Source organism: Kitasatospora sp. NPDC048286 (genome assembly GCF_043201735.1).
Classification (GTDB): domain Bacteria; phylum Actinomycetota; class Actinomycetes; order Streptomycetales; family Streptomycetaceae; genus Kitasatospora.
In genome coordinates this window covers 821,107-838,576 of record NZ_JBICZE010000001.1, presented here as the reverse complement: position 1 = coordinate 838,576, position 17,470 = coordinate 821,107, and the positions used below count along the sequence as shown (strand labels likewise).

The following is a 17,470-nucleotide window of genomic DNA, read 5'->3' as shown; positions in this document are numbered from 1 at the left end:
CGGGTGCGGCACGCCCGGCGCGGGGCCGGGTTGTCGGCGGCTGCGGTTCGGCGGGCGGGGGCCGGCCGGGCCGGGCGCCGTCGGCGGTCGGCGGGTGGACGGTCGGCGGACGCGGTGCGGGAACTGAGTATCCGTACGGATACCCGCGCGGCGCCCGGCGGCGTACCGTCGTCAGGGGTGGCGCAGGACGCCGGGACGACCGGGGGCTTCCGCCCGGCCAACCCCAGTGAGAGAGAATGTTGTTCATGACGAATCCGATGAACGAGCGCCCGTCGCAGGAGCCCTTGCGGGCCGCCGGCGGGCAGTCGCAGGACGGCCAGAAGGTGCTGATCGTCGGACCGGACGGGATGCCCGTGGGCCAGGGGTTCGGCGGCCCGGTGGGGGAGGGGGAGCACGAGGGCGACATGCCGCGCGAGCTCCCGGTGACCGAGATGGTCGAGCAGCCCGCCAAGGTCATGCGCATCGGCAGCATGATCAAGCAGCTGCTGGAGGAGGTCCGGGCGGCGCCTCTGGACGAGGCGAGCCGGGCCCGGCTGAAGGACATCCACGCGAGTTCGATCAAGGAACTCGAACTCGGTCTGGCCCCGGAGCTGGTCGCCGAGCTGGAGCGGCTGTCGCTGCCCTTCACCGAGGACTCCATCCCGACCGAGGCCGAGCTGCGGATCGCCCAGGCCCAGCTGGTCGGCTGGCTGGAGGGCCTGTTCCACGGCATCCAGACCGCGCTGTTCGCGCAGCAGATGGCGGCGCGGGCCCAGCTGGAGCAGATGCGGCGGGCGCTGCCGCCCGGCCTGCACAGCGGCGAGCCGGACGAGGACGAGCCGGGCCAGGGCCGCGGCATCCGCTCCGGTCCCTACCTGTAGTCGCATCCGGCCCCACCCCCGGCGACAGGTGCCTCCGGTCCGCGTCCGGACCGGACGTACCGCGACGGTCCGCCCCCGGTCCCGGCCGTCGGGACCGGGGGCCGGCGGCCGGGCAGCGGGCCCGGCCCTGGACCGATCACCGTCGGCGCGAGCCGATACCCTGGCCCCTGTCGCCGGCCGGTGGAACCGCCGCGGCAGGGGCCCGCCAGGTCAGCGGGCAGGGCCACCACGCACGGACGAGACCGAACGTCAGGCTGCGGCGAGCACGGCCGCGCCGAGGGGGAGCAGAGGACCATGAGCGAGCACGGCAACGCGGCGGTCGAGGGCTTCTCCCTGGGCAACGGCCGCTATGTGCTGCAGCGGCTGCTGGGCGAGGGCGGCATGGCCTCCGTGCACCTCGCCCACGACCGCGTGCTGGACCGGCAGGTCGCGCTGAAGAGCATGCACAGCGAGCTGGGCCGGGACGACTCGTTCAAGGAGCGGTTCCGCCGCGAGGCCCAGGCCGTGGCGCGGCTGGAGCACCCGAACATCGTCACGGTGTACGACAGCGGCGAGGACGTCGCCCCGGACGGTTCCAGCACGCCGTACATCGTCATGCAGCTGATCGACGGCATGGGCCTGCGCGACGCGATCAACGAGGCGATCGGCCAGTACGGCGCGATGCCGGCCGAGCAGGCCCTGAAGGTCACCGTCGGCGTGCTGAACGCGCTGGAGGCCTCGCACGACATGGGCCTGGTGCACCGCGACATCAAGCCCGGCAACGTCATGTTCGACCGCAAGGGCAACGTCAAGGTCATGGACTTCGGCATCGCCCGCGCGCTGGAATCCGGCGTCACGTCGATGACCCAGACCGGCATGGTGGTCGGCACCCCGCAGTACCTCTCGCCCGAGCAGGCGCTCGGCAAGCCGGTGGACGCCCGCTCCGACCTGTACTCGGTCGGCGTGATGCTCTTCGAGATGATCACCGGGCAGCTGGTCTTCGACGGCGACTCGGCGTTCTCGATCGCCTACAAGCACGTTCAGGAGGAGCCGCCGGCCCCCTCCACCCTCAACCGCTCGGTCACCCCCGAGGTGGACGCGTTCGTCGCCCAGGCGCTGCGCAAGGACCCGGCGCACCGGTTCCAGAGCGCGGCGGCGATGCGGGACGAGGCGGAGCGGCTGATCGCGTCCGCCAAGGGCGGCGACAACGGGCACAGGCTGCAGGCCAGCACCCCGCTGGTGATCAACGAGGGCCCGCGCTCGGTGCACGCCGCCCCGCAGGCTCCGCAGACGCCGCACCCGCAGTTCCTCCAGCAGCCGCCGCAGCCGCAGTACCAGACCCCGCCGCCGGCCTACCGGACGCCGCACCCGCAGGCTCCGCAGGCCCCGCAGGCCCCGCACCCGCAGTTCCTCCAGCAGCCGCCGCAGCCGCAGTACCAGACCCCGCCGCCGGCGTACCGGACGCCGCACCCGCAGTTCCTCCAGCAGCCGCCGCAGGCGCACACCCCGCCGCCGCAGCCGATGCCGCCGTACCAGCAGCCGAAGGCGCCCAGCGGCGGCGGTGGCTGCTCGACGGCCGTGGTCGTGATCGGGATCATCGTCGGCGTGCTGGTGCTCGCGGGCATCATCATCGCGATCGTGGTCAACAAGGCGAACGAGAGGTCCGGCGGCAAGCTCGGCCACGCGGACCGCCCCGCCGACGTGCTGGTCCTCGACCTCCCCGCCGACCGGATTGGCCTGCTCTGACGGTTTACGGCCGGTTGGGGGGTGCCGCGTCCGCCCGCCGGAGGCGGTAGCGTTCGGGGATACGAAAGCGACAGGGCACCGCGATCCGAGCGAACGCCCGGGGCGAGGAGCGATGGCACAGACGCAGCAGCCGGACGACGACGCGGGTGTCCGAGCGGTCGGCCGGACCGGCGGAACCCCGAGGATTCCCGAGCCCGGCGCCGAGGCGCCGACCTCGGCGCTGCCGCCGGTCACCGCGGGCGGCCCGCAGACCCCGGGCCGCGGGACAGCCGTGCCGCTGAGCACCGTCGGCGACGGCCGCTACCGGCTGACCTACCGGCTCGGACGCGGCGGCATGGCCGAGGTGTTCGCCGCCGAGGACGTGCGGCTCGGCCGCACCGTCGCGGTCAAGTTGCTGCGTGGCGAACTGGCCCAGGACGACGTCGCCCGGCTGCGCTTCACCCGTGAGGCACACGCCGTCGCGGCGCTCAACCACCACTCGATCGTCTCGGTCTACGACACCGGCGAGGAGTACGTCGGGGACGAGTCCACGCCGTACATCGTGATGGAGCTGGTCGAGGGCCGCACCGTCCGCGAGCTGCTGGCGGACGAGGAGGCGCCGCCGGTCGACCAGGCGCTGATCATCATCGCCGGGGTGCTGGAGGCGCTCGCCTACAGCCACCGCAACGGCATCGTCCACCGGGACATCAAGCCCGCCAACGTGATCATCACCAACACCGGCGCGGTCAAGGTGATGGACTTCGGCATCGCCCGGGCGCTGACCGGCGGGGCCACCACGATGACCCAGACCGGCATGGTCATGGGCACCCCGCAGTACCTCTCGCCCGAGCAGGCGCTCGGCAAGCCGGTCGACCACCGCTCGGACCTGTACGCGGCCGGCTGCATGCTGTACGAGCTGCTCACGCTGCGCCCGCCGTTCACCGGCGACACGCCGCTGTCGGTGGTCTACCAGCACGTCCAGGACCCGCCGATGCCGCCCTCGCAGGCCAACGGCCGGGTGCCGACCGGGCTCGACCCGCTGGTGCTGCGCTCGCTCGCCAAGAACCCGGACGACCGCTTCCAGGACGCCGACGAGTTCCGCGCCCACCTGCAGCACGCCCTGCGCGAGATGCACGGCGCGGCCGGGGACGGCTGGGTCGGCGCCACCTCGGGCGACACCGGCGCGACCCAGGTGCTGCGGCCGGACCAGACCGCGGCCACCGCGGCCTTCGGCGCGGTGCGCCCGGGCGACCAGACCTCCGTGCTGCCGTACTCCACGGGCGGCCCGCACACCCCCTCCTCGCCCTACCCGGCGGCCGGCGCCCCGTACGGCGGCGCCCCGTACCGTGGCGGCGCGGACGAGGCCGGGGACGGCCCCGTCCGGCGGCGCGGGCCGTGGGCCTGGGTGGCCGGCGCGATCGCCGTGCTGGTCGCGGCCGGTGCGGGCATCGCGTTCGCGATCAGCGGCGACAAGACCGACCACGAGGTGTCCCCGACGCAGCCCCCGGCGGTCACCAGCACGGAGCCGAGCGCGCCCGCCCAGAGCGGCCTGACCACCCCGCCGGCCTCGGTCTCCGGCAGCAAGAAGCCGCAGGCCCCGACCGACCCCGGCAACAACAACGGGAACAACACCGGCAACAACGGCAACAACATGTCGCCGTCGCCGAGCACCGGCAAGCACGGCACGCCGACCCCGACGCAGACCACGCCCCCCAGCCACAGCGCGACCGGGAGCGCGCCGGCCACGACGGCGCCGCCGGCGACGACGCCGCCGGCGACCTCGGGCGCCGGCACGGGGACGGCGAAGCCGCCCGTGGACCCGAAGCCGCCGGTGGACCCGAAGCCGACGACCCCCTGACGCGGTCAGTTGGCGAAGGCGTCCAGGACCTGCTCGTACTCCTGGCACCACCACGCCAGCTGTCCCGCGGAGGCGGGGTAGAGCGGGTCGGCCCGGTGGTCGGCCCGCTGGTAGCGCCACTGCAGCATCCAGAAGTCGTTCAGCCGCTCCCACCAGACCCGGTGGACGGCGGCGGCCAGCTGCTCGGCGGTGGCGGCGCCGGAGGCCCGGTAGGCCTGTGAGTAGCGGCGGACCCGGACCAGGTCGAGGACGCCGGACGAGCGGTCGTTGAAGAGCAGCGTGGCGGCCCGGACGGCCTCCTCGGCGCGTGGCTGCGGGCCGAGCTTGTCCCAGTCCAGGACGGCCGCCACCCGGCCGCCCCGCGGGCCGTCGTCGTAGAGCAGGTTGAGGCCGTGGAAGTCGCCGTGGGTCCAGCCGGTGGGCGGTGCGGCCTCCGGGGCGGGGCGGCGGTGGGCGTGCTCGGCGAGCAGATCCAGCCGTTCCGTGAGCCGTTCCACCACCAGGGCGTCCAACTCCCCGGCCGGGTGGTGCTCCCGGGCGCGGGAGCGCAGGTCGCGGGCGAGCTCGGCGCTGTCGACGGGGTCGGCGCTGCGGTAGCCGGCGGGTTGTTCGATGGGGGCGCAGACGTCGTCGAGCGCGCCGTGCAGCCGGCCGAGCAGCGCGCCGAGCGCGTCGCACTGCGACGGGTCGAGCTCGTCGCCGTGCCGGTGCCGGCCGTCGACCCAGGGGAACAGCGCGAACAGCCGGCCGCCGCAGGAGGCCACCGTGCCGGACCGTCCGGCGCAGGCCAGCGGGGGTGCGACGGGCAGTCCGAGGGTGTTCAGCGCGGCCATCGCGCGGTGGTGGGCGAGGATCTTCGGGCGGCCGGCGGTGGCGGAGTCGACGTAGCACTTCAGGAAGTACGGACCGGCCTCGGTGGTGACCAGGTACCCCCGGTTCAGCAGGCCCTCGGCGACGGGTTCGGCGGTCAGCAGCCGGCCCACCCGGTAGCGGGCCAGGACCTCGGCGAGCGCGTCCGGCGGGACGGGTGGACTGAGGGTTCCCATCGGCGGTGCGGAGATGTCGGGGCGGGCCGGTGCGCAGGCGAGGGTCTGGCTGAAAGTCACGTGCAGAGGTTATGGCCCCCTTGCGGGGGCCCTTGACAAACCGTCAACTCTGTGCAGCCGTCCGGTCAGTACTGGTGGTCGGCCTGGTGCCGCGCCACGAAGGCGGCCGCCTGGGTGCGCCGCTCCATGCCCATCTTGGCGAGCAGACTCGAGACGTAGTTCTTCACCGTCTTCTCGGCCAGGTGCAACTCGTTGCCGATCTGACGATTTGTCATACCTTCGCCGATCAGATCGAGGATCCGCCGTTCCTGCTTGGTGAGTTGGGAGAGCCGCTCGTCCTCCTTCTCCCCGCCGTCGCGCAGCCGGGCGAGCACCCTGCTGGTGGCGACCGGGTCGAGCAGCGAGCGGCCGGCCGCGACGTCCCGGACGGCGGTGATCAGGTCGGTGCCGCGGATCGCCTTCAGCACGTAGCCGGAGGCGCCGGCCATGATCGAGTCGAACAGCGCCTCGTCGTCCGAGAACGAGGTCAGCATCAGGCACTTGATCTCCGGCAACTTGGACCGGATCTCGCGGCAGACCTCGACCCCGTTGCCGTCCGGCAGCCGGACGTCGAGCACCGCCACGTCCGGGTGGACCGCCGGGATCCGGGTGAGCGCCTCGGCGGCCGTGCCGGCCTCGCCGACCACCTCGATGTCGTCCTCGACCGAGAGCAGATCGTGCACGCCCCGCCGGACGACCTCGTGATCGTCGAGCAGGAATACCCTGATTTGTCCGTTATCAGTCACGTCCAAAGCCTCCCATATCACCGTACGAAAGACCTATCGTCCGGATCCCCGTACCGACGCGATCCGGCCAGGGCCGTCCAAAACCGATACCGAGAACCCCCTTACGCACGGGCGTCTGCCCGGATAACGTGCGCTGGTGTCCTGAAGGCGCTCGAATTGAGAGCTGCGTCACGCCGACCGTCACCCCCACCCTTCCGACGGCGAGCCGACCGCGGCACCCTCGGGGTTGTAGACCCTGAACAAGTAGGACGTCCTAGCGCAAGCGCGCCGAGGGCGGACGCTGGGTAACGTTCTCGTGCGGGACGCCGTCGGAACAGGATCACCACCTGCCCCGCAGTGGGAGCGCACACCCACGCGCGCCCCGCGAGGCGGTGACCGGACCGGTCACCGGCGACCCCGGGCGGCTGGACAGACCGAGGAGTGAACGTGACCGTCAAAAGCACGGCGAGGGCTCGCAAGAAGGCGGCCCCCGGCGTCCCTGACACCCTCCGTGGCAAGGGCAAGGACGCCCAGCCGGAGCTCGTCCAGCTGCTCACGCCGGAAGGCGAGCGGGTCGAGAACCCGGACTATCCCCTCACCACCACTCCCGAGGAGCTGCGCGCCCTCTACCGCGACCTGGTGCTGGTGCGCCGGTTCGACGCGGAGGCCACCGCGCTCCAGCGCCAGGGCGAGCTGGGCCTGTGGGCCTCGCTGCTCGGCCAGGAGGCCGCCCAGGTCGGCTCCGGCCGCGCGATGCGCCCCGGCGACTACGCCTTCCCCACGTACCGCGAGCACGGCGTGGCCTGGTGCCGCGACGTCGACCCGCTGAACCTGCTCGGCATGTTCCGCGGTGTGAACCACGGTGGCTGGGACCCGAACGAGAAGAACTTCCACCTGTACACCATCGTGATCGGCGCGCAGGCCCTGCACGCCACCGGTTACGCGATGGGCATCACCAAGGACGGCGCCGACGACGCGGTGATCGCGTACTTCGGCGACGGCGCCTCCAGCCAGGGCGACGTCAACGAGGCCTTCACCTTCGCCTCGGTCTACAACGCGCCGGTGGTCTTCTTCTGCCAGAACAACCAGTGGGCGATCTCCGAGCCCACCACCACCCAGACCAGGATCCCGCTGTACCGCCGCGCCTCCGGCTTCGGCTTCCCGGGCGTCCGGGTCGACGGCAACGACGTGCTGGCCTGCCTGGCGGTCACCCGCTGGGCGCTCGACCACGCCCGCAGCGGCAACGGACCGGTGCTGATCGAGGCGTTCACCTACCGGATGGGCGCCCACACCACCTCCGACGACCCCACCCGCTACCGGCACGCCGAGGAGACCGAGGCCTGGAAGGCCAAGGACCCGATCACCCGGCTCCGCGCCCACCTGGACAAGGAGGGCCTGGCCGACGAGGAGTTCTTCACCGCCGTCGACGCCGAGAGCGAGCAGCTGGGGCTGCGGGTGCGCGAGGGCGTGCGCGGCATGCCGGACCCGGACCCGACCCTGATCTTCGACCACGTGTACAGCGAGCCGCACGCGCTGGTCGATGAGGAACGGGCCGAGTACGTCGAGTACGCGGCCTCCTTCGAGGCGGGGGAGACCCACTGATGGCCGGTCAGCTGAGCATCGCCAAGGCGCTGAACGGAGCGCTGCGCAAGTCGCTGGAGAACGACCCGAAGACCGTCCTGATGGGCGAGGACATCGGCAAGCTCGGCGGCGTCTTCCGGATCACCGACGGCCTCCAGAAGGACTTCGGCGAGGACCGGGTGATCGACACCCCGCTCGCCGAGTCCGGCATCATGGGCACCGCGATCGGCCTGGCCCTGCGCGGCTACCGCCCCGTCGTGGAGATCCAGTTCGACGGCTTCGTCTACCCGGCGTTCGACCAGATCGTCTCCCAGCTGGCCAAGATGCACGCCCGTGCGCTGGGCCACGTCAAGCTGCCGGTCACCGTGCGCATCCCCTACGCGGGTGGCATCGGCGCGGTCGAGCACCACAGCGAGTCGCACGAGGCGTACTTCGCGCACACCGCCGGTCTGCGGGTGGTCACCCCGGCCAGCGCCCACGACGCGCACTGGATGCTGCGGCAGTCGATCGAGTCCGACGACCCGGTCATCTTCCTGGAGCCCAAGCGCCGTTACTGGGACAAGGGCGAGGTCGGCGACGCCGCCGACCTGGGCCTGCACGACGCCCGGATCGTCCGTTCCGGCACCGACGCGACGCTGATCGCGTACGGCCCGATGGTCAAGGTCTGCCTGGAGGCCGCCGCGGCCGCCGAGGAGGACGGCCGCCGGCTGGAGGTCGTCGACCTGCGCTCGCTCTCCCCGGTGGACTTCGCCACCCTGGAGGCCTCGGTCAAGCGCACCGGTCGGGCCGTGGTGGTGCACGAGGCGCCGGTCTTCATGGGCATGGGCGCCGAGCTGGCCGCCCGGCTCACCGAGAAGTGCTTCTACCACCTGGAGGCGCCGGTCCTGCGGGTCGGCGGCTACCACGCGCCGTATCCGCCGTCCCGGGTCGAGGAGGCGTTCCTGCCCGACCTGGACCGCGTGCTCGACGCCGTCGACCGCGCGCTCGCGTACTGATTCCGGGGAGCGAAGATGACCACCGAAGTTCGCTCGCTCCGCGAGTTCAAGATGCCCGACGTGGGCGAGGGCCTCACCGAGGCCGAGATCCTCAGCTGGTACGTCAAGCCCGGTGACACCGTCACCGACGGGCAGGTCGTCTGCGAGGTGGAGACCGCCAAGGCGGCCGTGGAGCTGCCCATCCCGTTCAACGGGGTGGTCGAGCAGCTGCACTTCCCCGAGGGCGCGACGGTCGACGTCGGCACCGTGATCATCTCGGTCGCCGTCGCCGTCGCCGTCGCCGTCGCCGTCGCCGGGGAGGCGGGGGCCGCGGCTCCGGCCGCCCCCACCGCGACGCCGGCTCAGGCCCCGGCTCCGGCTCCCGCCGAGGAGACCGAGCCCGAGCGGCGCGAGGTGCTGGTCGGGTACGGCCCCCGCACCGGCGCCGCCCAGCGCCGGGCGCGGCGGACGACCACCACGAAGGTCTCCGCGACCGTGCCGGCCGTGCCCGCGGCTCCGGCGCCCGCGGCCGCTCCGGCGCCCGTGGCCCCGGTCGCCACGGTCGCCGAAGTGCCGGGCGGAGAGCGGCCGTTGGCCAAGCCGCCGGTGCGCAAGCTGGCCAAGGACCTCGGCGTCGACCTGCGCGCGGTCACCCCGACCGGCCGGGACGGCGTGATCACCCGCGAGGACGTGCACGCCTTCGCCGCGGCCCAGGCCGCTCCGGCCGTCCCGGCGGCCGCCGCGGCCCCGGTGGCCGAGGCCGTCGTGGCCGAGCCGGCCGCGCCGCAGGTGCCCGTGTCCACCGCGGGCGACGTCCGGGTGCCGATCAAGGGCGTCCGCAAGGCGACCGCGCAGGCGATGGTGGCCTCGGCCTTCACCGCCCCGCACGTCACCGAGTTCGTGCAGGTCGACGTGACCCGCACGATGAAGTTCGTCCGTCGGCTCAAGGAGAGCGGCGAGCTGGGCCGGGACGTCCGGGTCAGCCCGCTGCTGATCGTCGCCAAGGCGCTGCTCACCGCGATCAAGCGGCACCCCGAGATCAACGCGCAGTGGGACGAGGCCGCCCAGGAGATCGTCCTCAAGGGACAGGTGAACCTCGGCATCGCCGCGGCCACCCCGCGCGGCCTGATCGTCCCGAACATCAAGGACGCCGGGTCCAAGACCCTCGCGGGCCTGGCCACTTCGCTCGGCGAGCTGGTCGAGACGGCCCGTCAGGGCAAGACCTCGCCGGCCGACATGCAGGGCGGGACGGTCACCATCACCAACGTCGGCGTCTTCGGCGTCGACACCGGTACCCCGATCCTCAACCCCGGCGAGGCCGCCATCCTGGCCTTCGGGGCGGTCCGGGAGCTGCCGTGGGTGCACAAGGGCAAGGTGGTCCCGCGTCAGGTGACCACGCTCGCGCTCTCCTTCGACCACCGCCTGGTGGACGGGGAGCTGGGCTCCAAGGTGCTGGCCGACGTGGCCGGCCTGCTGGAGCGTCCGAAGCGCCTGATCACCTGGGGCTGACGCCCTCGTAGGACCGCAGAAGGGGCCCTCCTGCGCACCGCCGTGCGCAGGAGGGCCCCTTCGTCGTACCGCCGGTTCGACTACCGCTGGGGACGGAGTCGACGGACGGCGATCAGGACGCCCGCTCCGAGGGCGAGGAACGCGGCGGAGCCGACGGCGAGGAAGGTGTTGCCGGCGGAGGAGCCGGTGTGCGCCAGCTCGGGGGTGCCGGCCGGGGCCGTGGTGGCCGGAGCGGAGGTTGCCGGGGCGGGGGCGGCCGGGGTGGTGGCCGGGGCCTGGGGCGTGGCCGGGGCGGTGCCCTCGGTCCGGTCGGCGGCGGGCTCGGCGGGGACCGGCTTGGCGCTCTTGGTGGCGGTGGGCTTGGGCTTGGCGGGGGTGGTCGGCTTCGCGGTGGGGGCGGGGGCGGCGGTGTGCGCCACGTGGAAGGTGAGCGACTCGCCGCCCTTCTCGGGGAACCCGGCGGCCTTCGCGGAGGCGACGAACACGAGGCTGGTCGTGTCCTTGGACGCGTTCGCGGAGAGCCCCACCCGGTACAGGAAGTTCACGGCCCGGCCGTTCTCCAGGCGCGGGGCGGTGTTCGCCGCGGACGGGACGGCGTACACCGACGGGTCGCAGCCGCCGTGGACCAGCTTGACCGGCTTCCAGCCGCCCGCGGAGGCGACCTCGACGGTGACGTCCTTGGTGTCCAGGCCGCCGGAGGCCGGGTTGTACATCCCGAGCAGCCCGGAGATGTTCTGGTACGGGGCGCCGGTGAAGTTGGTGACGCTGATGCCGATCTCGACCTTGGGGCCGCCCGCGGTGATGGTCTGGTTGGCCGGGGTCATGTGGAACCCGGCCTCGTAGGAGCCCTGGTGGTCGGCGGCGGGCGCCTCGGTGACGCTCGCGGTGGTCTTCGGCGCGGCCTTCGCGGGGGCGGAGACGGCGGGGGCGTCGTCGGCGCTGTCCCCGCAGGCCCAGGCGGTGTCGGTGGCGAGGAACTGGACGCCGCCGGCGAGGACGGTGGTGGCGGCGAGGACGGCGATGCGGCGGCGGCCGGAGAGCGTGCGGTCGTTCTTCGCGAAACGGGTGATAACGGACATGCGCATGGCGTGGATCCCCAGGGTCGTGGTGCTGACGGTGTGAGTGGGTGAAGACGACCGGCTCCGCTCCTCCTGGGCGGAAGCGCCCCCCGGCTCTGCCGGTCTCGCTCTCCGTGCCTTCACTTGTATGGACGCGCATCCCCGTCGGGGGTTGCAGGTGGGTTTCGAGAAATTTTCGCCGGTGGGGCCGAGGGCCGCTCGGCCCCACCGGGCGGCCGGTCAGCGCTGGTGGTGGAGCCGGCGGACGGCGATCAGGACGCCGGCGCCGAGGGTGAGGAAGAGGGCGGAGCTGAGGGCGAGGAAGGTGTCGGTGGCGGAGGAGCCGGTCCGGGCCAGCTCGGCGGTGCCGGCCGGCGCGGTGGCGGCCGGGGCGGCGTCCTTGGTCCGGTCCGCGGCCGGTTCGACGGCCGTGGTGGGCGCGGGCTTGGCCGGGGTGGTCGGCTTGGCGGTCCGGGCGGGCTGGGCGCCCGGGTGGACGACCTTGACGGTGGTGCTCGCCGACTTGCCGGTGGCGGCCTCCCCGCTCCACGCGTCGGTGGTGAGCGTCAGCGAGGCGAGGTCCTTCGGGGCCCCGGCCGCCAGGGTGATCCGGAACAGCGCGCGGCCGGCGTGGCCGTCCGCCAGCGGCTGGAGCAGCGGGGAGGTGTCGACGCGGACGGCCTCGCCGGCGCAGCCGTTGTCGGTGCCGAGCTTCGTCCAGGAGCCGCCGCGCATGACCTCGACCGTCACGTCCTCGGGGAGGAGGTGGTTCTTGCCGCCGGTCGCCTTCAGGGTGAGGTCCGGGGCCACCTCGTCGAACGCGGCCCCGGTGAAGTTGGCGAACTCCACGCCGAACTCGGTCTTCTCGCCGGCGGTCAGCGAGGTCGCGACCGGGGCGATGAAGGCGCTGACCGGGGTCCCGCTGTGGTGTCGGGCCATGGCCGCCTCGGAGACGACCGAGTTGTTCGCGGAGTACGGGCCGTCGCAGGCCCAGGCGGTGTCGGTGGCGAGGAACTGGACGCCGCCGGCGAGGATGGTGGTGGCGGCGAGGACGGCGATGCGGCGGCGGCCGGAGAGCGCGCGCTCGTTCTTCGCGAAACGGGTGATAACGGACAGGCGCATGACGTGACTCCCCAGGGTCATGGTGCTGACGGTGTGAGTGGGTGAAGACGACCGGCCCCGCTCCTCCCGAGCGGAAGCGCCCCCGGCTCTGCCGGTCTCGCTCTCCGTGCCTTCACCTGTATGGACGCGCATCCCCACGGGGGGTTGCAGACGGGTTCCGAGAAATCTCGGGTTCTGTCCGGCGGGCCTTCTAAGCCTCTCGCGTGAAGGTTGGTATGACCAGAATGGTCCGGAAAGTGCGGATCGTTCGGCCAGGTCGGTGACTTTCTCGCGGCCGGATAGGGGAGTCCCGGCCGCCCGGGTACGTCTCCGCTCCACCACCCGGGCGACGCCGGGTGACCGGATCCGGGAGGACGCACCCGTATGGCGCCTGGCAACCCTGGCCGTCTCGTCCGGAGTCTGGCCGCCCTCGTGCTGCTGTCCGCCGCCGCCCTCCCGAGCGCCCTGGAGCTGGCCGGCCCCTCGCCGTTCGGCGTGATCGGCCCGGGGGCCCCGGCCGACCGCGCGGTGCCCCCGCACACGGCCCTCCAGGCCGACCGGCGGATATTCGCGGCCGCCCCGACCGTCGAGATACGCCGCACCGGCGACCCGGCCAACCGGATCACCCTGGTGCTGCTCGGCGACGGCTACACGGCCGGCGAGCAGGACCTCTTCCGGCAGCAGGCCGACAAGGCCTGGCACGCGCTGATGGACATCGAGCCCTTCCGTACCTACCAGGGCTTCTTCAACATCCGGCGGGTCGAGGTGGTCTCCCCGGTCTCCGGGATCGCCGAGTCCGAGAGCCGCGGCCGCAAGACCGCCACCCCGCTCGGCATGCACTTCTGGTGCGAGGGCACCGCCCGGCTGCTCTGCGCCGACGAGGCCGCCACCGCCCGGTACGCGGGGGACGGCGCCGGGCCGCAGTACCTGATAGCGCTGGCCAACTCCACCGAGTACGGCGGCGCCGGCGGCACCGGGGTGACCACCCTGGCGGGCGGCAGCCCGGACGCCGGGCGGATCATCCAGCACGAGATCGGGCACACCGTGGGCGACCTCGGCGACGAGTACGACACCGCCCCGGACGACGCCGACTACCCGAACCTCGCCACCCTCAACGCCGACGACATGCGCAGGAAGCAGACCAAGTGGTGGCGCTGGCTGGGCGCCGAGTCCCCGGACGGGGCCGGCGTGATCGGGGCGTACCGCAGCGCCAACGGCCTCTACCGGCCGACCCAGGACTCGGTGATGCGCACCCTGGGCAGCGCGTACAACCTCCCCTCGCGCGAGGCGATCATCGAGGAGCTGTACCGCAGGGTCCGGCCGACCGACACCCCGGTGCCGCCCCCCGGCGAGGTGTCCGGGCGGCCCCGGCTCGACGTCCGGCCGCTGCCGCTGAACGGCCCGCGGCAGCTGAAGGTGGAGTGGAAGGTGGACGGCGTCCCGGTGGCGCCGCAGTCCGCCGACGGCGCCCGGCTGGACACCGCCCGGCTGGAGCTGGCCCCGGGCCGGACGGTCACCGTGACGGCGACCGTCCGGGACGCCACCGACTGGGTGCGGGACGAGGCCTTCCGGGAGCGCTACATGACCCGCTCGGTGTCCTGGACGCTGACCGGCTGAGGCGGGGCCGAGGCTGAGGCCGGGGCGCACGGGCCCCTGGTCCGAGCATCCGATCATGGGATGACTAGTCTGGTCGGACTATGACCGTGGAGCCCGTTCGTTCAGCCCCGTCCCCGACCGTCCCCGCTCCCCGGCCCATCGCCGAGCCCCCGGCCGCGTCCGCATCCGCGTTCGGCTCCGCGCCCGCGCTCGTACCGCCCGGCGGCCGGGCGGCCTGGCTGGCCTGGTCCGTCGGCGTCAGCGTCTACATCCTGGCCGTCATCCACCGCACCAGCCTCGGCGTGGCCGGACTGGACGCCGCCGACCGCTTCGGCATCGGCGCCTCGGCGCTCTCCACCTTCTCGATCCTCCAGGTGCTGGTCTACGCGGCCATGCAGATCCCGGTCGGCCTGCTGGTCGACCGGTTCGGGCCGCGCCGGGTGCTGATGCTCGGCGTCGTGCTGCTGAGCGCCGGCCAGCTGGCCTTCGCCTTCAGCTCGGCGTTCGGCCCCGCGCTGGCCTCCCGCGCGGTGCTCGGCTGCGGCGACGCGATGACCTTCATCAGCGTGCTGCGGATCGCCGCCCGGTGGTTCCCGGCGGCCCGGAACCCGTTCGTGGCCCAGCTGACCGGCCTGGCCGGGATGGGCGGCAACCTGGTCACCACCGTGGTGCTCGCCCGGGCGCTGCACAGCGAGGGCTGGACGCCGACCTTCACCGCGATCGCGCTGCTGGGCGTGGCGGTGTTCGCGCTGGTCGCGCTCCTCCTCCGGGACGCGCCGCCGCAGGCCGCCGTCCGGCCCGGGGCGCCCGGGGCGCGGCCGAAGGTCGGCCGGCAGGTGCTCGCCTGCTGGCGGGAGCCGGGCACCCGGCTCGGGCTCTGGATCCACTTCACCACCCAGTTCCCCGGCAACGCCTTCGGCCTGCTCTGGGGCCTGCCCTACCTGGTGCAGGCGCAGGGGATGTCCCGGGCCGGGGCCGGCGGGCTGCTGACCCTGCTGGTGCTCAGCAACATGACCTTCGGCTTCGTCTTCGGCCGGCTGCTCTCCGCCTCGGCGCGGGCCCGGATGCCGATCGTGCTGACCGTCGTCGGGAGCACTGCGCTCGGCTGGGCGCTGGTGCTGGCCTGGCCCGGCGGCCACCCGCCGACCTGGCTGCTGGTCGGGATCATCCTGGTGATGGGCAGCAACGGCCCGGCCTCTCTGGTCGGCCTCGACTACGCGCGCGCCCGCAACCCCGTCGAGCGGCTCGGCACCGCCTCCGGGATCGTGAACATGGGCGGCTTCATCGGGACGATGATCACCCTGTTCGGGATCGGCGTGCTGCTGGACGCGCTCTCCCCGGCCGGCGCCGGCGCGTACTCGGCCGCCGCCTTCCGCTGGGCGTTCTGCTGGCAGTTCGTCCCGCTGGCGGTGGGCACGGCGATGATCCTGCGGCTGCGCCGCAGGGTCGCGGCGCAGCCGGGCTGAGCCCGGGCCCCGGGCTCAGCCCGGATCGCAGGCTTCGGGCCTCGGGCCTGGGCTTCGGGCCTCAGATGGTGACCGAGAAGTTGGCCAGCACCCGCTCGGCCAGCTCCCGGTCGCCGTCGACGGTGACCGGGCCGGGGCGGCCGCGGCCGCAGGCGAGCCGCAGGTAGGTCTCCCAGCCCATGGTGAGCTGGACGTCCGGGGCCAGGCTGATCGACTCGTCCACGGTGCAGCGGCCGGTGGCGTCCACCCGGACGGTGCGCAGGAACTCCACCGGACCGGTGACGTCCAGCACCAGCACCGTCCCGGCCGGGGCCCCGGCCTTGTCGGTGACGGCCTTGGGCAGCAGCTCCAGCAGCAGGTCCCGGGTGATCAGGGCGGCCGGGGCGTCCAGGTTGCCCGGGGCCTCCAGGGCCCGGCGCAGGTCCTGCTCGTGCACCCAGACGTCGAAGACCCGCATCCGGAGCAGCTCGTGGTACGGGAAGTCCCTGGCCAGCGGCCCGGCCGGCCAGCGCACCGGCTCCTCGGGCGTCTGCTTGGCGTTCCGCAGCGCCCGGGAGCGGCGGATGATCGTGTACTCCAGCTCGCTGGTCATCTCCAGCGCGGTGTGGCAGCGGCGCTTGTCGACCGGCAGTTCGATGTAACGGGCGAACTCGGTGGTCACGTGACGGAGGTCACGCGGCAGCGAATGGATCGGGCGGGGGTCGCCGAGCAGGTCGGACTCGACCGCGATCACGTGCGAGACGATGTCCCGGACGGACCAGCCGGGGCACTCGGTGGCCCGGTTCCAGGAGCCCTCGGGAAGGGGGGCGACCAGCTCCGATATGGACTCGATGCTCTGGGTCCACGCTTCGGTGTAAGCCTGCACGGTCTGGTTGTCCGTCACGGGAATCTCCGGCCCTCCGTCAGCTTCCTTGCCGCCTGTGCCCCGCCGTCACGGCCGACCGGGATGGTCCGGCTTTCCGGGCGCACACGCTAACCGCACGTTACGCTGCCGGATGACAGCTGGGCAGCGCTTTCGGGTGACGATCGTAGGTCTCTTGCCGTGGACGGTGGTACTGTGCGCGCTTCATTGATCCAAATCGCGGTCTCCGACGCGGAGCCGCCCGCCGAGCGGAGGGCTCGGGCGGCGGCCCTGGTGCGGGCGCAGCAGGGCGCCGATCTGGTGGTGCTCCCCGAGCTGTGGCCGCTCGGCGGCTTCGCCCACGACCTCTGGTCGGACGGCGCGGAGACCCTGGACGGGCCCACCTCGGACGCGATGTCGGCCGCCGCCCGGGCCGCCGGGGTCTGGCTGCACGCCGGTTCGATCGTCGAACGCGATCCGGACGGGCCGATCTACAACACCTCGCTGCTGTTCTCCCCGGACGGCGAGCTGGTGCACACGTACCGCAAGATCCACCGCTTCGGCTTCGACAGCGGCGAGGCGGTGGTGATGGGCGCCGGGCAGGAGATCGTCACCGCGCCCACCGACTTCGCCACGCTGGGCCTGGCCACCTGCTACGACCTGCGCTTCCCCGAGCTGTTCCGGGCGCTGCTGGACGCCGGCGCGCAGCTGCTGGTGGTCCCGGCGGCCTGGCCGGCGCGGCGGCGCGAGCACTGGACGCTGCTGGCCCGGGCCCGGGCGGTGGAGGAGCAGGCCTTCGTGCTGGCCTGCAACACCGCGGGGACGCACGCCGGGGTCGAGCAGGCCGGGCACAGCATCGTGGTGGACCCGTGGGGCCGGGTGCTGGCCGAGGCGGGGGCGGACGAGGAGGTCCTGACGGTCGAGTTCGACCCGGCCGAGGTGGCGAAGGCGCGCGAGGAGTTCCCGGTGCTGCGGGACCGCCTGCTGGGGATCCCGGCACCGGTCCAGCGCTGAGCTGTGGCGGGGCCGGGGCGCGGTGGAGGGCGTTCCGGGAGGGTTGGTTCGTACCTGGGTCGGTCGGGTTTGAGAAGATGAGCACTCGTCGTGTTCCC

General features: G+C 73.3%; 14 protein-coding genes. 9 read left to right on the top strand and 5 right to left on the bottom strand.

Annotation, left to right across the window (positions count from 1 at the left end; all coding sequences use genetic code 11):
- Positions 1 to 245 precede the first annotated feature (245 nt).
- The 3 genes from ACGF13_RS03890 (at position 246) to ACGF13_RS03880 (ending at position 4,422) form a co-directional block, all read left to right on the top strand.
- A complete protein-coding gene (locus ACGF13_RS03890; RefSeq protein WP_392868623.1) occupies positions 246 to 860 on the top strand; it encodes a bacterial proteasome activator family protein in 615 nt (204 codons plus the stop codon).
- Positions 861 to 1,154: 294 nt separating this feature from the next.
- Positions 1,155 to 2,585 carry a protein kinase gene (locus tag ACGF13_RS03885; protein ID WP_392868622.1) on the top strand — a complete coding sequence of 477 codons (1,431 nt, stop codon included), beginning with the start codon at positions 1,155 to 1,157 and terminating at the stop codon, positions 2,583 to 2,585.
- 112 nt (positions 2,586 to 2,697) lie between these two features.
- Positions 2,698 to 4,422 (top strand): protein kinase, encoded by a 1,725-nt coding sequence (locus tag ACGF13_RS03880; protein WP_392868620.1) that lies wholly within the window; start codon positions 2,698 to 2,700, stop codon positions 4,420 to 4,422.
- A 5-nt stretch (positions 4,423 to 4,427) separates the two neighbouring features.
- On the opposite strand, the gene ACGF13_RS03875 is transcribed toward ACGF13_RS03880, so the two are convergent.
- Both ACGF13_RS03875 and ACGF13_RS03870 read right to left on the bottom strand, forming a co-directional pair.
- Positions 4,428 to 5,528: a phosphotransferase gene (locus ACGF13_RS03875; RefSeq protein ID WP_392868618.1), complete on the bottom strand. Its 1,101-nt coding sequence runs from the start codon at positions 5,526 to 5,528 to the stop codon at positions 4,428 to 4,430.
- Positions 5,529 to 5,593: 65 nt separating this feature from the next.
- Positions 5,594 to 6,253, bottom strand: a complete 660-nt coding sequence (locus tag ACGF13_RS03870; RefSeq protein WP_392868616.1) for a response regulator — start codon at positions 6,251 to 6,253, stop codon at positions 5,594 to 5,596.
- A gap of 426 nt (positions 6,254 to 6,679) precedes the next feature.
- On the opposite strand from ACGF13_RS03870, the gene pdhA reads away from it, so the two are divergent.
- Genes pdhA through ACGF13_RS03855 form a run of 3 tightly spaced genes read left to right on the top strand, consistent with a single transcriptional unit; the run spans position 6,680 to position 10,296 of the window.
- Positions 6,680 to 7,834: a pyruvate dehydrogenase (acetyl-transferring) E1 component subunit alpha gene (gene pdhA, locus ACGF13_RS03865; RefSeq protein ID WP_392868614.1), complete on the top strand. Its 1,155-nt coding sequence runs from the start codon at positions 6,680 to 6,682 to the stop codon at positions 7,832 to 7,834.
- Positions 7,834 to 8,808, top strand: coding sequence for an alpha-ketoacid dehydrogenase subunit beta (locus tag ACGF13_RS03860; protein ID WP_392868612.1), 975 nt, complete (start codon positions 7,834 to 7,836; stop codon positions 8,806 to 8,808). Before pdhA ends, ACGF13_RS03860 begins: the two co-directional genes overlap by 1 nt.
- Positions 8,809 to 8,823: 15 nt before the next feature.
- Positions 8,824 to 10,296 carry a dihydrolipoamide acetyltransferase family protein gene (locus ACGF13_RS03855; protein WP_392868610.1) on the top strand — a complete coding sequence of 491 codons (1,473 nt, stop codon included), beginning with the start codon at positions 8,824 to 8,826 and terminating at the stop codon, positions 10,294 to 10,296.
- Between the two features lie 80 nt (positions 10,297 to 10,376).
- Here ACGF13_RS03855 and ACGF13_RS03850 read toward each other — a convergent pair whose 3' ends face one another.
- Both ACGF13_RS03850 and ACGF13_RS03845 read right to left on the bottom strand, forming a co-directional pair.
- Positions 10,377 to 11,381: a hypothetical protein gene (locus ACGF13_RS03850; RefSeq protein ID WP_392868608.1), complete on the bottom strand. Its 1,005-nt coding sequence runs from the start codon at positions 11,379 to 11,381 to the stop codon at positions 10,377 to 10,379.
- A gap of 213 nt (positions 11,382 to 11,594) precedes the next feature.
- Positions 11,595 to 12,476 carry a hypothetical protein gene (locus ACGF13_RS03845; protein ID WP_392868606.1) on the bottom strand — a complete coding sequence of 294 codons (882 nt, stop codon included), beginning with the start codon at positions 12,474 to 12,476 and terminating at the stop codon, positions 11,595 to 11,597.
- Positions 12,477 to 12,839: 363 nt separating this feature from the next.
- On the opposite strand from ACGF13_RS03845, the gene ACGF13_RS03840 reads away from it, so the two are divergent.
- Positions 12,840 to 14,072 carry a M64 family metallopeptidase gene (locus tag ACGF13_RS03840; protein WP_392868604.1) on the top strand — a complete coding sequence of 411 codons (1,233 nt, stop codon included), beginning with the start codon at positions 12,840 to 12,842 and terminating at the stop codon, positions 14,070 to 14,072.
- An 80-nt stretch (positions 14,073 to 14,152) separates the two neighbouring features.
- Positions 14,153 to 15,517, top strand: a complete 1,365-nt coding sequence (locus ACGF13_RS03835; protein WP_392868602.1) for a nitrate/nitrite transporter — start codon at positions 14,153 to 14,155, stop codon at positions 15,515 to 15,517.
- A 61-nt stretch (positions 15,518 to 15,578) separates the two neighbouring features.
- Here the strand turns inward: ACGF13_RS03835 and ACGF13_RS03830 are convergent, their stop codons facing one another.
- On the bottom strand, positions 15,579 to 16,400 hold the full coding sequence (locus ACGF13_RS03830) for a maleylpyruvate isomerase family mycothiol-dependent enzyme (protein ID WP_392868600.1): 822 nt from the start codon (positions 16,398 to 16,400) through the stop codon (positions 15,579 to 15,581).
- A 174-nt stretch (positions 16,401 to 16,574) separates the two neighbouring features.
- Between ACGF13_RS03830 and ACGF13_RS03825 the strand changes: the two genes are divergently transcribed.
- The gene (locus ACGF13_RS03825) at positions 16,575 to 17,372 is read left to right on the top strand and encodes a carbon-nitrogen family hydrolase (protein WP_392868598.1); all 798 of its coding nucleotides are present in this window, start codon (positions 16,575 to 16,577) and stop codon (positions 17,370 to 17,372) included.
- Positions 17,373 to 17,470: the final 98 nt, after the last annotated feature.